The sequence below is a fragment of the Methanobacterium alkalithermotolerans genome (genome assembly GCF_018141185.1).
Lineage (GTDB): Archaea > Methanobacteriota > Methanobacteria > Methanobacteriales > Methanobacteriaceae > Methanobacterium_F > Methanobacterium_F alkalithermotolerans.
Map to the genome: position 1 here is coordinate 1064491 of NZ_CP058560.1, position 15248 is coordinate 1079738.

Here is a 15248-nt window from a genome sequence, read left to right on the forward strand (position 1 = left end):
CAATATATTTTAAGTTTATTCTAAGATTTTTTAAAATTAATATTAAATTTAGTTCCATTGGAAGAATCTAGACCTATCTCCCCACCTAATTGAGATACCAGAGTACATACTATCTGTAAACCCAGTGTTTCAGTGTTTCTAAAATCAAGATTCCCGGGCAAACCCGGGCCATTATCTGCAATATTTAAAAAAATTTTATCACCTCGGGAATAAAATTTTATTCCCATTTTAAAGTTTTGGTTATCATCTTCAGAGTTAAAAGCGTATTTAAAGCAATTAGAGGCCAGTTCATTGATAATTAGCCCACAAGGGATGGCCTGATCAATTTCCATTAATACTTTTTTGGCCTGGATATCTATCGCAATAGACTTACTGATATGGTTATAGGAACTTTTCAGTCCCTCTATCAGGTTTACAATGTATTCTGAAAATTCTACTGCTTCCATGCTTTCTGATGCATATAAAATCTCATGTATTAAAGCCAGAGACTTTATACGGTTTTTACTATCCTCGAACATTTCTCTGGTTGCAACATCATGTATTTGTTCCGACTGCAAGCCAATTAAACTGGATATTAATTGCATGTTGTTTTTAACCCGGTGATGTACTTCTTTTAGTAGTATCTCTTTTTCATTTAAAGACTTCTTAATCTGGTTTTCCATTTCTTTACGAATGCTTATATCTCTTAAAGTAGATATAAATCCCTTAGGAGTACCTTGATAATCATGGGATAGTGCAAAATTCATTTCGCCTGTGAATTTAGTTCCATCTGTCCTGATGAAGTTATATTCTATGTTGTGCAGATAACCATCCACAATAATTTTTTCCATGTTTTCCTTAATAAGCTGGTGTTTAGAGGGAGATACAATATCAAAAATTGTTTTGGAGTGATAATTTATGGTTTTATCTCCTCCTAAAATTTCAATAGCTTTTTGAGACAGGTGAGTGATATTTCCTTCCAGATCCATAGCAATAACCCCATCTAAACTGGCCTTCAAAAGGGTGCTGTATATTGTTTCAAGATTATTGCGGGCTTTTTCTGCCATTTTATGTTGAGTAAGATCTTTTATATTTAAAATTATCCCTTTAACTGCAGGATCATTTAAAAGGTTTTGGGCAACCACCTGACATACCATCCATGATCCATTTTCATTTTGGAACCTGATCTCAAAGTCAATACTCTGTTTTGATTTTTTTAGTTTCTCAAATAGTGCTTCATTGGCCAGGGAAATATCCTGGTAAAAGACCAAATCAAGAATATTGAAGCCCAGTATTTCATGAACTTTGAATCCAAAAGTTTTTTCCACAGAAGGGCTGGCATAAGTTATATCGCCCTTTTTATTTAAAACCAGTATTAAATCCAGTGCATTTTCAATTAAGGATCTAAAATGTCTTTCAGAAAGCTTTAAAGCTTCATTTGCCTTTTTTAATTTAGTAATATTTCGGGCTGCAGCAAAAACTCCCTGTACCTTACCTTCATTATCCCTATATACTGTGGCATTATAGAGTACATCCATGGTTTTTCCAGTAATGTGTCTCAAAGTTAAAGGATAGTCTTTAAGGGACCCGTAAAACAGTGTCTTTTGATAGCCCCTCATGGCTTTTTCCGGGAGAGTAAAGTACTGGGAAAAGTTAGTTCCAATTAATTGATTTCTAGGAATTCCGGTAGCATCTTCAGTGGCTTGATTTACATCCATTATCTTCCCACCCTGACTAATAGTTACCATAGGATCCAGATTGGCTTCAATTAGATTTCGGGAGTAGTTCATGGCATATTTAAGTTCTTCCTCTACTTCAATCTGGTCATTTATCTGCCTACTACTAAAAATAGCCCCATTAAATTGGCCTTCATCACTAAAAAGAGGAGTTAAAATACTTTCAATCCAGGTATAGTTCTGATGAATATTGAAGAACCTGCTTCTTATTTTTATAGATTTTTTATTATTTCCACATTCTTTAAAGGCTTTTAAAGTTTTTTCCAGGTCTTCTGGATGTATAAATTCAAAAATAGGCTTTCCTAAAAATTCAGAAGGATTATAGCCCAGCGTTCTTTTTATAGAAGAAGAAACAAAAGATATAATGCCTTTTTGATTCAAACGACCCACATAATCATCCATAGTTTCACTGATGAGATTAAGGTTGTTCTGTGATTTGAGGAGTTTTTTTTCCATATTTTTTCGATGGGAAATCATTTCCAGGGCAAATCTCAATTCCATATCATCAAATGGTTTCACTATATAATTTTGAGGTTCAGTTAATCTGGCCCTTTCCATGGTTTTTTCATCAGCATAGGCCGTTAAATATATAATGGGCACTTCAAGATTTTGTAAAATTATTTTTGCAGCACTTATACCATCCATATTTCCTTTTAAAATAATATCCATCAATATAACATCAGGTAGAGTATTTAGTGCCATCTCTACTGCTTCATCACCTGAAGAAGCAATGCCAATAACTTGGAAATTCCAGCTCAAGAGTTTCTTTTTTATTTGAAGAGCCGTTATATTATCATCTTCAGCAATTAAAACTTTAAAAGGGGTCATTTTAAATCTTTTCCATTGAATTAATTATAATTAATGATTTAAAATATTTTAGAAGGGAAATATAGTTCAAATAGTTTTTTAGAGGAAGTACCTATCTTTAATCGGCCACCTATCTCCAGGGATAGTGCTTTTATAATTTGGAATTCAGCATCATGTTCTACTTCAAGTGTTAAATCAGTAATCATGTCCAGTCTATTTTCCTTATCATAGGGAGCAATTATGATTTTAAGTTCACCAGATCGTGAAGGGGATTTTTTAATTACCAGGGATAACATTTCACTTAATATTAAACCTAAAGTCAACCAGCTATCTTCATTTAAATTTATTGTATTGATTTTAATATCAATTTTAAATTCATCAGGTTTTAAATGGTTCTTATTGATGAAATCTTCAATTATGCTTTCCAAATATGTATTTAAATTTTCAGAACCATTAGAGTAAGAAATTGATTGATTATAAAGTTTTTCACTGGCAATAATTGCTTCTTCCATCTGATTCTGCTTTTCTTTGATGTCTTCTAATAATTTTTCCCTGAAAATTTTGGAATTTAATTTAAGAATATTTTTCAATGATTTAAGGTTATTTTCAAAGCTTTTTCTTTCCTTATCAAATAATTTATTTTTTTCTTCAAAAAGGGCTTTCAATTCATCCTGCTCATTCATTATAGAATCTAATTTTGAAAGATTGTCTGCCTTTTCCTTTTCCAGTTTTTCTAAATTTTTCCCCATATTATGAATTATTTCAGTTTTTTCTGCCATTATCGATTTAATTTCCTGATTAATTGAATTCAAACTTCTTTTAAGCTCTTTATTTTCTTTTTCAAGTTTATTTAAAGATTTTTTTGAACTTTCTTTGATTTTGGAATATTTATCCAGCAGTTCTCTCTGGCTCTTTTTTAGATTATCATTATCAATCTCCAGTGATTGATGTAATGATTGTATATTCTTAATATCCTTCATCAGATTTTCTTTTTCATTTTTAAGAAATGATTTCTGATTTTTTAAAGTTTCCAATTTGTTATTAAGCTCTTTAATCTTTTTATCCTGTTCTAAAGATTTTTTATCGGATTTTTCTTTAATTTTAAGATTATTTTCTTCTAAAGATTTTTTAATATCCTTTAATTGGGATAATTTATTTAAGTAATATTTTTTATCTTTTTCATGATTCTGGTTATCCTTTTCCAGGGCCATGACATGACTTTCTAAGTTTTGAAGAGAATCTATCAAGTTTTTTTGTTCCTCAATCAAAATGTTATGACCATTTTTAAGTAATTCCTGTTCTTTAATAGAATTTTTTTCAAGTAAAGTGTACTCTTTTAATAAAGAATCATTTATCTGTTTTAGCTGGGCAATATCGCCCTTAAAGTCTCCTATTTGTCGGTTAAATTCCTTTTTCATCTCTTCTGAATCTTTCTGGTTTCTGGATTTTATAAATTCTAATTCTGCAAGCTCCCTTTGTAAAAGTTTATTGTCTTCTGAAAGTTTATTAGCCTGTTTTACTGAATTTTCAAGATTTTTTTTGAGATTTAGGTTATATTCATTTAACTCTTTTATCAAAAGGTCTGATGATGGCTCATTTTCATCTATTTTGGCCATGTTCTGAGTTTCTTCTTTTAGTTGTTTTAACTCGTTTTTTAGATCATTTTTGGCTATTTTAAGCTGATTAATTTCCAGATTCAGTTTATATGAATCAATTTTTTTTGATTTTATTTTTTCCTGGATTTCATTTTTTAAATCTTGATTTTCCTGTAAAATTTCTAATCCACTTTTTTCAGCTTTTTCCAGTTTTTCCTCCTTTTGAGCCAGTTCAGTCTGTAGATCTTCTTGAATTTTTATTAAATCCCTGTTTTTTGCATTCAGTGCTTCTATTTCGTCCTGGTAATTTCCTGCAATAGACCCCACTGCCATAAATTTGCCCGGGGCAGAGTCAGCCAGAGGCACTATATCCCAATTTAGATTAATTTTAGAATTAGATAATTTTAAAGGATTATTTTTTAGATTTATGTTATTGGGATTGATCTTTTTTAAGAATTTCTCTTCAAATTCTTTTTTATTTTCCAAAGAAAGTAGATATTTGAAATTAGAAGGATTTTTCAACTTTTTAAAGCTGTTATTGGTAAAAATAATGCTCCCCAGTTTATCCATAACACAAACCAGATTCTTTTGTTTTTCAAGTAGAGATTTAAAAAAATTCATTTCATTTTTTAAATCATTTTCTACATTTTTATTTTCAGAAACATCCCGAATAAGAACAGCAACCCCCCCTGCTGAAGGATAAGCATTTATTTCATACACTCTGGTGCCATTAGAATTAGGGTATTCATCTATCAGGCTCTGAGGAGTTTGGGATTTAAGTGCTGTTTTATATAATTCTTCCACTTCTATCCCTTTTAATTGAGTAAATATATCGTATATTGATTTACCTAAGGCTTGCGACCTGGATACACCAGTTAAATTTTCAGCATAGTTATTCCAGTAAATACAATTAAAATTCCGATCTATTGCAAAAAAAACAGCATTTATGGTATTAAGAATTGGTTCAAATTTATACTCCATGACTTGAGCCGCTTTTAATTTATCTTCATTAGAGATTAGTTCCGGAGAAGTTTTTAAGGTATTTACAACTCGGACTGAATGTTTTTCCGGAGTTATTTTGCTGGATTTTTCTTCCTTTTTATTCAATTTAAGTAAAAATCCATCAATATTATGTGAGTCATCTGTATACCTGCTTACAGTTAATTTAACTTCCATTTTATTATCCAGTTGGGGTTTACAAATTAAACAACTATTGGAAGAGGAGGAGATAGTTTGGCTGTAGCTTACAGAGTTTTCTTTTTCCAGTTTTAATAATAAATCATCATCCATTCCCATGTCCCTAAAAAGATTAAAATTATCAATTTCTAAATCGTCTGCCATTATCCCACAAAAGCCAGTGGTGCCTTGAATAAAGTTTCCTTTATAATCAAAAAAGGCAGATACTGGTGAAGAATTGCGTAAAATTTTTTTTATCAGATTATCAATGGCTTCTTCATCCACCACATGGGTTATGTCTTTAAAAATAAGGGTGGAACCTACTATATCCACCTCCGAATCTTTAATAGGGGCTATCATATAGTCAATTGGAACATAGGATCCGGAAATTGTTTTTAGCCATGATCTACCCTTTATTTCTGCAGTTTTATTTTTCAAAAGATCCAGCACCGGATTTTTACTTATACTGGCAGTTTTTTTACGATGTAGTTCAAATATTTCATCAATTTTTTGCCCAATACCCTCTTCTTTATCCCAGCCGGTAATATAAGAAGCATTGTAATTCATGAACTGGACAATTCCATCTTTATCAGTTATTATTACTGCCCCTCCCGTTTTTTTAATTTTTTTATCTAGAAAAGGGTCTTTTTCCATGGTTTTATCCAGATGGTGTTGATACAATGCCTGATCGATGTTTTTTTGTAGTTCCTCTTCATCAAATGGTTTTAAAAGATAGGCATAAGATACCGTATTGCCTGCTCTTTTTCGAGTATTATCATCCCCATGGGCAGTAAGATAAATAATAGGAATATCTTGATGTTTTGATATTTCTTCAGCAGCAGTTATACCATCAATTTGTCCTTTCAAAATAATGTCCATTAAAATTAAATCTGGTTTAAGTTCTTCGGCCTTAATAATAGCCTCTCTTCCAGAAAAAGCAAAGGTGGGTACATCATAACCCATTGATTTTAGTTTCCTTTGAAGCTCCATTGCTGTGAGTCCTTCATCCTCTACAATTAAAATACGCGCCGCAGGCATAAAAACATCCTCCCCCCTTAACTGGATGTTGTAAAATAGATCAACTTAAAACGCCAGTATAAGTTTCCTTACCCCTTTAAATTAAATTATTAAAAAGCTTCCAAATAATTATTACAATTTTACTGGTTTTTGGTTAAAATCCCGGTTAAATAGTCCTTATGCCAGTATAACTTTTAATAATTTATTATGATTTATCCTATTTAATATTAGTTATTAAATAAAAGAATTTTTAGATTAACCATTATTTATCCCTTTAAATCGTTATTAAACAATTGAGGACTATATGAGGTAAATTAAAAGATAATAAATTAAAAATGTAATCTATTTAAAAATCTAAAAAGAAAAATTCTAGATATTAATTAAATAATACTAATCATAACCTGAAAACCCCAAGCAGATTAAAAACTAATCAATCTTAGCATCCACCACTACATGAACCACTCCGGGAGAATACTTTTTAATAATCCTCTGCTTAGTAATATTCACATTCCTTTCCCCAGCCGCCTTTTTTATTCGTTCTATGGGCCTTTTAGACATTATTTTTTCTGGGACCGTTTCATGATAATGAATTACTCCACCTTCATTCACACAATCCATAGCTGATTGAAGGTAGTCCTGAGTATTCCCAATATACCCCATCAATACTCTATCTGCAGATAAATTAGGAGCTATCTCCATAGAATCGCCTAAAAAAGTTTTTACTTTCGCTTGAATTTTATTTAATATAATATTTTCATTTAAATAATGAAAAGCTTCGGGATTGATTTCAATAGAATACATCTTTTTCAGCTTAGAGTGAACTGCTAGTGGTACAGAAAAATAGCCTATTCCGGCAAACATATCCACCACTATTTCGCCTTCTTCCACCAGGCGGGCAATCCTAATTCTCTCAGCAGTATTGCCCTTAGACCACATCACCCGTGAAACATCCAGCTTAAAAAGGCAATTATTTTCCTTATGGATTGTTTCTGTCTGATTCCCATACAGCAGTTTAACGTCCGGTTTACGGGTTTTTCCATTAATATTACCCACTTTGACTACTGTATTTACGCCCGGAATTTTTAAAAAATTAGAAACATCATCTAAATCTTCATTTATTACCACAACGTGGCCTATTTGCTTCCATTTCATATATATGACCTTAAAATAAAATTAAAATGATTTATGAAATTGTATATTATTTATGCCTATAAGATTTTTGGTTGGAGGATGCTTAAGTTGGGAGTTTAAAGTATTTTATTCAAATTTCAAATTAAATGTCATTTGATAAAAAGGGTATGAGCAAATTAGATAGTGATTATCATTTCCCAGCTTAAATTTGCAATCTCGTTTTAAACTAATATTGTTCGATAGGCGGAATATAAAAAGGACTTATTAAAACATAAGACTTAGTATCAAGACAAAAAAAATATCTATTAGTATAATCCAATACACATCAACTAATATTTTGAGTATTAAATCCGGTTTAATTGGCACCAGAGTTTCAATTAGAGAACATGGTGCTATGGCTGGCCTAATTGATTAAATGTGAATTAAATTAATTAAGGGGAATTTTATGAGCAAAGTAAACCAAGATGAAATTTCAAGTATCCTTGAAGGATACGATAAAGAAGAAACAACTATAGCAACTTTAGGAAGCCACACATCACTACATATACTTAAAGGGGCTAAAAAAGAAGGTTTCAAGACTGCCGTGGTCTGTGAAAAAGGAAGAGAAGTGCCTTATCAGCGTTTTAAAGTAGCAGATGAATATATACTGGTGGATAAATTTAGTGACATTGTAAATGAGGAAGTACAACAACAATTGAGGGATATGAACAGTGTAGTTGTTCCCCATGGCTCTTTTGTAGCTTATGCCGGATTAGATAGAATTGAAAATGATTTTCACGTCCCCATGTTCGGTAACCGGGATATTTTGAGATGGGAGGCTGAAAGGGATCTGGAGAGAAAATTAATAATTGAATCTGGAATAAGAATGCCTTTCAAATATGATAATGCAGAAGATATTGATCGGGCCGTAATGGTTAAGTTTCCCGGTGCCAGAGGAGGTAAGGGATATTTTGTAGCATCTTCGCATGAAGAATATGATGAAAAAATTGCATCCATGCTCAAGAGAGAATGGATAGATGAGGATGATGTTCCTAAAGCCCATATCGAAGAATATGTTTCAGGAACCAACTTCTGTGTGCACTTCTTTTACTCCGTACTCAATGATGAAGTAGAAGTGCTTGGTATGGATAGTAGATTTGAATCAAATATCGATGGTCTGGTAAGAATACCTGCCAAAGATCAATTAGAAGTAGGTTTAAGTCCATCCTATGTAATCACCGGGAACCATCCTGTGGTTATGAGAGAATCCTTACTTCCCCAGGTATTTGAGATTGGGGATAGCCTGGTAGAATCTGCTAAGGATCTGGTGCCACCAGGAATGAATGGGCCCTTCTGTCTACAGACCATGTGTACCGATAATCTGGAGATTGTAACCTTTGAGATGAGTGCCCGGACAGATGGAGGAACCAACACCTTTATGAATGGTTCTGCTTACAGTTACCTGCTATTTGATGAAGAAATGAGTATGGGGCAAAGGATTGCCCGTGAAATAAAAAATGGTCTTAAGGAAGATAAGTTAGATAACTTAATAACTTAAATAAATATATAAATCCCTCTTCCTTTTTATTTAATGCCATCTTTTATTTTTTAATTAATAGTTTAATGTTGGTTTAGTAACAGAACCTACCTCAATTTAAGAATCCCTTAAAATTATTAAATTTAATAATTAAAAATAGTAAGAGCATACCGAAAATATTTATATAACATGAAGGCAAATGTAGGGTTAGAACTGATTTTTTACTATTATTTTTTATCTCGAGGTGTATTTATGGATGATAAAAACACATTAAAAGGCACTACAACTGTAGGTATTACTTGTAAAGACGGAGTTGTTTTTGCCACAGAAAGAAGAGCCAGTATGGGTAATCTAGTTGCCCATAAGGTTGCAGAAAAAATTTTCAAAATAGACGATCATATCGGAGCAACCATAGCTGGATCTGTTGCCGATGCTCAGACTCTTATGAAATACATAAGTGCTGAAGTAGTATTATACAAAATGAGAAACGGCGAAAAAATGAGTATCGAGTCGGCCTCGGCCCTGGCTTCAAATATTTTACATTCATCAAGATTTTATCCCTACTTTGTTCAGACCCTTTTAGGAGGGGTGGATGATACCGGGGCTAAGATTTATTCTCTGGATCCTGCAGGAGGAATGATTGAAGACAAATTCATTTCAACCGGATCAGGTTCTCCATTTGCCTATGGTGTTCTGGAAGATCGTTACAGTGAAGACCTTTATGTTGAAGAAGGGGTTGACATTGCCATCAGAGCACTTAAATCCGCCATGGAACGTGACACCTTCTCTGGGAATGGCATACTGATAGCCATCATAAATGAAGAAGATGGATTTAAAATGCTTGCTGAGGAAGAAGTAAAAAAAAGAATTGAAGAAATAAACTGATTTTTTCTCTTTCTTATTAAATTTTATTTATAATAACTTAAATTTTTAGTGTAAACTAAGTTTATACTATTTTCTATTTTTTTAGAAGTGATTGTATGGTTTCAGCGATTCTTGAAGAAATCAAAAAGACAATAGTGCATGGATTACCACCAAGGGTACAGGTGGCCAAAGTAGAGTTCGAAGGCCCGGAGGTGGTGATATACACCAAAAATCCGGAAATTATAACTGAAAACGGAGATCTTATTAGAGATTTGGCCAAAGATATTCGGAAAAGGATAATTATTCGTTCAGATCGTTCCGTACTGAGTGAACCTGAAAAGGCCATTGCTAAGATTCATGAAATAGTGCCGGAAGAAGCAAAGATTACCAATATTTCATTTGATGAAGTTACCTGCGAAGTGATTATTGAAGCCCGGAAACCAGGGCTGGTTATTGGGAAATACGGAAGCACATCTAGAGAAATTGTAAAAAAAATTGGTTGGGCTCCTAAGATTTTAAGAACCCCTCCTATTTCTTCAGAGATTATCCAGAGAATCCGTAGAACTTTACGCCATAATAGTAAAGAAAGAAAAAAAATATTACAAGAATTGGGAAACAGAATCCATCAGGGCATTAAATATGAAAATGACTGGACTCGTTTAACATCTATGGGAGGTTTTAGAGAGGTAGGACGATCTTGTTTATTTTTGCAGACACCCAATAGTAGAGTACTGCTTGACTGCGGAGTGAATGTTGCAGGAGGAGATGAAAAAAGTTCTTATCCCTTTTTAAATGTTCCTGAATTTGTTCTGGATGATCTAGACGCCGTTATAATATCTCACGCCCATCTGGATCACTCCGGATTTTTGCCGTATCTTTATCACTATGGATACGAAGGGCCGGTTTACTGCACCACTCCCACCAGGGATCTGATGACTCTCCTGCAGCTGGATCATATAGATATAGCTCATCGAGAGGATGAACCATTACCATTTAATGTAAAGCATGTTAAAAAAAGTGTAAAGCATACTATTACTCTGGATTATGGGGAGGTAACCGATATTGCTCCCGATATCCGATTAACATTACATAATTCCGGCCATATCCTTGGTTCTGCAATGTCCCATATGCATATTGGAGACGGACAGCATAATATGGTCTATACCGGTGATTTTAAATATGAGCGGAGTCGTCTTTTAGAAACAGCAGTAACCAAGTTTCCCAGAATAGAAACCCTGGTTATGGAGAGTACCTATGGAGGGCATGAAGATGTGCAGCCTTCCCGAAACACCGCTGAAAAGGAGCTCATGAAAACAATTTATCATACCCTGCGACGTGGAGGTAAAATATTAATTCCAGTATTTGCCGTGGGAAGGGCCCAGGAATTAATGATTGTGCTGGAAGAGTATATGAGGAATGGCTTAATAGAAGACGTGCCCATATACATTGATGGGATGATCTGGGAAGCCAATGCTATACACACCGCCCGGCCAGAGTATTTGAGTAAAGATTTAAGAGATCAGATATTCCATATGGGGCGTAACCCATTCATATCAGAAGTATTTCATAAAGTTAATGGCCTTGATGAGAGAAAATCTATTGTAGAAGGAGAACCTTCCATCATTTTATCCACCTCAGGTATGCTTACCGGTGGAAACTCGGTAGAATACTTTAAATGGCTTTGTGGAGATGAGAGAAATTCTCTGGTATTTGTAGGTTATCAGGCTGAAGGTTCTCTGGGTAGACGGATACAAAAAGGATGGAAAGAAATTCCCCTTAAAGAGGAAGGTAAGACCAAGGTATTCCATGTAAATATGGGAATAAAAACCATTGAGGGATTCAGTGGTCATTCTGATCGGCGCCAGTTAATGGACTATGTAAGAAGACTGAGTCCAAAGCCGGAAAAAATCCTTATATGTCATGGAGATAACTATAAAACACTGGATCTTGCTTCCAGTTTATATCGTAGTTATAAAATAGAAACAAAGACCCCGATGAACCTTGAAACAGTGCGAATACAGTGATTAGGGTAGAGGATTAAAAAAATGATATATTAATTGTTTTTTAATTTATTATTATTATTATTATTATAATTTCATGATTTAAAACAGTAAAATATGCAGGAAATAAGTAGATAAGGTGATTAAATGGTAACCTATTCAGACTCAGGAGTAGATATTGATTTAGAGGAGGAAACTGTTTCTCATCTAATATCTAAACTAAAAGATACCCTAAAATTTAGAGATGTAATTACTGAAAGTGGTCATTTTGCTGCTCTGGTACGCCTGGGTGATAAAGCTATTGCCATGAGTACGGATGGGGTGGGAAGTAAAATCCTGGTGGCAAGTATGCTGGGAAAATATGATACGGTAGGTATAGACTGCATAGCCATGGTGGTGAATGATATACTGTGTGTAGGGGCAGAACCAATAGCCCTGGTAGATTACCTGGCAGTGGAAAAACCAGACCCGGAGGTGGCAAACCAGATTGGTGATGGGCTTGCTAAAGGTGCAGAAATATCTAAAATTGCCATAATTGGAGGGGAAACTGCTTCTTTACCTGAAATAATTAAAGATTTTGATCTGGCAGGAACCGGTATGGGTATCGTAGATGCAGATAAAATAATCACCGGTGCGAATATAGAGGAAGGAGATCTGCTTATTGGAATAGAAAGTAGTGGAATTCACAGTAATGGCCTTAGTTTAGCCCGCAGAGTTTTTTTTGAAGATGCTGGTCTCGATGTTAGTGATCCCCTACCAGGATATCCTGAAAAAACGGTGGGGGAGGAACTCCTCGTGCCTACTGCTATTTATGTGGAACCTATCATGGAACTTCTAAGAAGTGATGTGGAAATTCATGGATTGGCGCACATTACGGGAGGTGGTTTTACTAACCTCAAACGTTTGAAAAAGGGTACCGGTTATAAAATAGATTCTCTTCCTGAACCACACCCCATATTTAAATCTATTTATTCGTTCCATGTCCCTCTGGAGGAAATGTATCGGGTTTTCAACATGGGTATTGGATTTGTAGTAGTTTTAAAAGGTGAAGATGTGGATAAAGCCCTGGATATCATACGAAAATATGAAAAAGCCCACCTTATTGGTAAGGTAAGGAATGATATAGCAGGAAAAGTTGAAATTAAGACCTTTGAAAATAAGACCCTGCTACTATGAATTTTTAATATAAAATACTTAAATTATTTTATATTGATTAATTTGCCTTAAATTCATCAATGGATAGCACATATGCTGACAAAGAGGTTTTATCATGAAAATAACGGCGGAACAAGAAAAAATAATAATCACTCAAATACTGACTAAAATGGATGTTTCTCCAGAATATGCTCACATCGTTGCTGAGGTAACTATGGATGCCGATTTAAAGGGGTTCTCTTCACATGGAATAGGAAGGTTTCCCCAGTATGTGAAAGGTCTTAAATATGGAACTATTAAAGCACAGGGCGACATTGAAATCGAAAATGAAACTGTTTCTACCGGATTAATAAATGGTAATCATCTTTTTGGGCATGTAGTAACCTATAAAGGTATGGAATTAGCACTTGAAAAAGCAAAAGAAACAGGTATAGGTGCAGTAGGAATACATGATTCTAATCATTTCGGTGTGGCCGGATACTATACGGATATGGCTATAATGGAGGATATGGTGGGAATTGTTATTGCCAATACTGAACCTGCTGTGGCCCCTATTGGAGGTAAAGAACCTATTCTGGGTACCAACCCTCTGGCCATAGGAATACCATCTAACCACCACTATGTATCGGTGGACATGGCCACCTCTGCCTCTGCCCGGGGAAAACTTTTAGAAGCAGTGCGCAGAGGAGAAAAAATTCCAGAAAATGTGGCTCTGGATGCAGAAGGTAACCCTACTATTGATCCGGAAGCGGCTCTAAATGGATCCATATTGCCTTTTGGCGCCCATAAAGGTTATGCTCTTGCCTTCATGATTGAAATACTTGCAGGACCCATGGTTAAAGCTGCTTTTGGAAAAGGAGTGAGAGGAACTGCTAATCCAGAAGAAATATGTACCAAGGGAGATCTTATAATAGCCATAGATCCTTCTAAATTTGGAGACCTGGAAATATTTAAAACCCAGGTGGATGCATTTATTGGGGAAATTAAATCCACCGATAACGTATTCATACCAGGAGATATGGAAGTTATGAATGTTAAACAGAATATGGATAAAGGTATAGAAATTGATGATGTTCTCTATCAGCAATTAAAAGAAATTGCAATAGATTTAGATATTAATCTTGATGAATTAATTTCATAAATAGTTATTTCAGGACAATAATATGAATTCTAGTCAGGCAGTTTATCAGGGTATGGTGGATGCAGGGATAGACTTCGTGGTTAGCCTGCCCTGTGTAAATCTGGGGGAGGTAATGGAAATGGTGGAATCCGATCCACATATAGTCCATATACCGGTTACCCGGGAAGAAGAAGGTCTGGGAATATGTGCCGGGGCATTTTTAGCCGGTAAAAAACCAGCCATATTAATGCAGAATTCCGGGCTGGGTAATTGTGTTAATGCTCTGGCATCACTCTTTGAGTTGTACCATCTACCTCTTCTTCTGGTTATGAGCCACCGGGGTACCCTGGGAGAGAGAATAAATGGTCAGATACCCATGGGTAAAGCCACCCCTAAAATTTTAGATGCACTGAATATACCTTATTCCCGGCCAGGTCGTCCTGAAGAAGCCCTTGAAATCATAGTCAAATCATGGGAACAATCCCTTACAGGGGGATTTCCAGTAGGGGTTTTGCTGGATAATCAGTACTGGTAATTATTTATTAAGGTTTAAAAGAAGTGATAAAAATGGATCGAATAGAAGCCATATCCCGGATAATTGATGAGTTGAACCAGGAACTGGTGGTCTGTAACATCGGGTTTCCATCACGTGAACTTTGCCAGCTGCAAGACCATGCCAAAAATTTTTATATGCTGGGTTCCATGGGCCTGGCTTCATCTATTGGTCTGGGATTATCCATATCTCTTTTAAAAAATGCAGAAACCAGAGGTAAAGTCCCCCGGAAAGTGGTAGTTTTTGATGGCGATGGGTCTATTTTAATGAATTTAGGTAGTTTAGTTACTATAAGTGCTCAGGCCCCTCCAAATTTAATTTTAGTTGTCCTGGATAATCAATGCTATGGTTCTACTGGTTCTCAGTGCACTTACAGCGAAGAAGTGGACTTATCACTTCTGGCAGAATCGGCAGGTTTTGAAACAGTACTGGTTTTTCAAGAAGAAATTGACTTTAAAAAAGCACTCCAAAGTAAAGGTCCTGTTTTTGTACATATGAGAGTTAATCCCGGGAATGCAGATGTTCCCATTATTGATCTAGATCCAGATGAAATTAAATACCGATTCATGAGAGAAATAAAAAGTAATCTTTAATGGTAA

10 protein-coding genes are annotated in these 15248 nt (G+C 34.7%); 7 read left to right on the forward strand and 3 right to left on the reverse strand.

Annotated elements, in window-relative coordinates; genetic code table 11:
- Window positions 1–20 precede the first annotated feature (20 nt).
- The 3 genes from HYG87_RS05150 to HYG87_RS05160 all read right to left on the reverse strand — a co-directional run bounded on the left by HYG87_RS05150 (window position 21) and on the right by HYG87_RS05160 (window position 7462).
- Window positions 21–2543, reverse strand: a complete 2523-nt coding sequence (locus HYG87_RS05150) for a PAS domain S-box protein (RefSeq protein WP_211534144.1) — start codon at window positions 2541–2543, stop codon at window positions 21–23.
- A 38-nt stretch (window positions 2544–2581) separates the two neighbouring features.
- On the reverse strand, window positions 2582–6331 hold the full coding sequence (locus HYG87_RS05155; protein WP_211534145.1) for a PAS domain S-box protein: 3750 nt from the start codon (window positions 6329–6331) through the stop codon (window positions 2582–2584).
- A 405-nt stretch (window positions 6332–6736) separates the two neighbouring features.
- Window positions 6737–7462, reverse strand: coding sequence for a class I SAM-dependent methyltransferase (locus HYG87_RS05160; RefSeq protein ID WP_211534146.1), 726 nt, complete (start codon window positions 7460–7462; stop codon window positions 6737–6739).
- Window positions 7463–7886: 424 nt separating this feature from the next.
- Between HYG87_RS05160 and HYG87_RS05165 the strand changes: the two genes are divergently transcribed.
- The 7 genes from HYG87_RS05165 (at window position 7887) to comE (ending at window position 15242) form a co-directional block, all read left to right on the forward strand.
- Window positions 7887–8978 (forward strand): formate--phosphoribosylaminoimidazolecarboxamide ligase, encoded by a 1092-nt coding sequence (locus HYG87_RS05165; RefSeq protein ID WP_211534147.1) that lies wholly within the window; start codon window positions 7887–7889, stop codon window positions 8976–8978.
- 231 nt (window positions 8979–9209) lie between these two features.
- Window positions 9210–9842, forward strand: a complete 633-nt coding sequence (psmB, locus tag HYG87_RS05170) for an archaeal proteasome endopeptidase complex subunit beta (RefSeq protein WP_211534148.1) — start codon at window positions 9210–9212, stop codon at window positions 9840–9842.
- A gap of 95 nt (window positions 9843–9937) precedes the next feature.
- Window positions 9938–11845, forward strand: coding sequence for a beta-CASP ribonuclease aCPSF1 (locus tag HYG87_RS05175; protein ID WP_211534149.1), 1908 nt, complete (start codon window positions 9938–9940; stop codon window positions 11843–11845).
- A gap of 123 nt (window positions 11846–11968) precedes the next feature.
- Window positions 11969–12997, forward strand: a complete 1029-nt coding sequence (purM, locus tag HYG87_RS05180; RefSeq protein WP_211534150.1) for a phosphoribosylformylglycinamidine cyclo-ligase — start codon at window positions 11969–11971, stop codon at window positions 12995–12997.
- Between the two features lie 94 nt (window positions 12998–13091).
- Complete coding sequence (gene comC / locus HYG87_RS05185; protein WP_211534151.1) at window positions 13092–14117, forward strand: L-sulfolactate dehydrogenase; 1026 nt, start codon at window positions 13092–13094, stop codon at window positions 14115–14117.
- Window positions 14118–14139: 22 nt separating this feature from the next.
- Window positions 14140–14631 (forward strand): sulfopyruvate decarboxylase subunit alpha, encoded by a 492-nt coding sequence (comD, locus tag HYG87_RS05190; RefSeq protein WP_211534152.1) that lies wholly within the window; start codon window positions 14140–14142, stop codon window positions 14629–14631.
- A gap of 32 nt (window positions 14632–14663) precedes the next feature.
- A complete protein-coding gene (gene comE / locus HYG87_RS05195) occupies window positions 14664–15242 on the forward strand; it encodes a sulfopyruvate decarboxylase subunit beta (RefSeq protein ID WP_211534153.1) in 579 nt (192 codons plus the stop codon).
- The last annotated feature ends 6 nt before the right edge of the window (window positions 15243–15248 follow it).